Raw genomic sequence first — 593 nt, forward strand, 5'->3', positions numbered from 1 at the left:
GGATACGGGGACGGGTCCCCGGGTGGTGCAATTGCACATATTAAATTGGCCCGTTGTATGAAGGGTGTAAGTTCGGGTGTTTTCAAAACTGGTTCGGTGACACCCGTCACATGCCGCGTGTCTTGTTGCGCGCGAGGCCCCTGGGCTAGAGGGGCTCGGGGGCTTCTCCGGCGGCCCTCTCCCTCAGCCTCCCACCGGGCGGGTGACCCGCGCGCCAGCTTTGGTCATGCGYGGGGACGAAAGTCCTCCCGACCGGGGCCGGGGGCGTCCGGCTCGCCCGAGGCGGTCAGGGAGGGCTCCTGAGCGAGCCGGAGGAGCCGGTGGCAGATGGGGCAGTGGCGTGTCAGGTGGCGGTAGCTCGTCGCTGCCGCGAGGTGGGCGCGCAGCAGGGCGCGTGTCTCGTGCCGAGCGGACGCAGAAGAAGCGGACATGCGTCACCTCCGTGGGGGCCTCCCGCCGGCTCCCTAGCTGACTGGGTACCGGGGGAATGTGACGGAGTCAAGGTGCGGGGCCGTCTCCGGCGGGGATGTGCGTCTGCCCCCTGGGGCGCCGGGGGCGTCCCTCGCGCCGTTGCCCGGGGGGCTGCTTGCCGT

The 593-nt window shown here is 70.4% G+C and carries 1 protein-coding gene; it reads right to left on the reverse strand.

Going from position 1 to position 593, the window contains the following annotated elements:
- Positions 1 to 224: 224 nt before the first annotated feature.
- Entirely contained in the window at positions 225 to 431 is a 207-nt protein-coding gene (locus AB8Z36_RS42020) for a DUF6274 family protein (RefSeq protein WP_369218567.1), read from the reverse strand.
- Positions 432 to 593 lie beyond the last annotated feature (162 nt).

Origin of the sequence: Streptomyces flavofungini (genome assembly GCF_041028215.1) — a bacterium.
In the GTDB taxonomy this organism is placed as follows: Bacteria; Actinomycetota; Actinomycetes; order Streptomycetales; family Streptomycetaceae; genus Streptomyces; species Streptomyces flavofungini_B.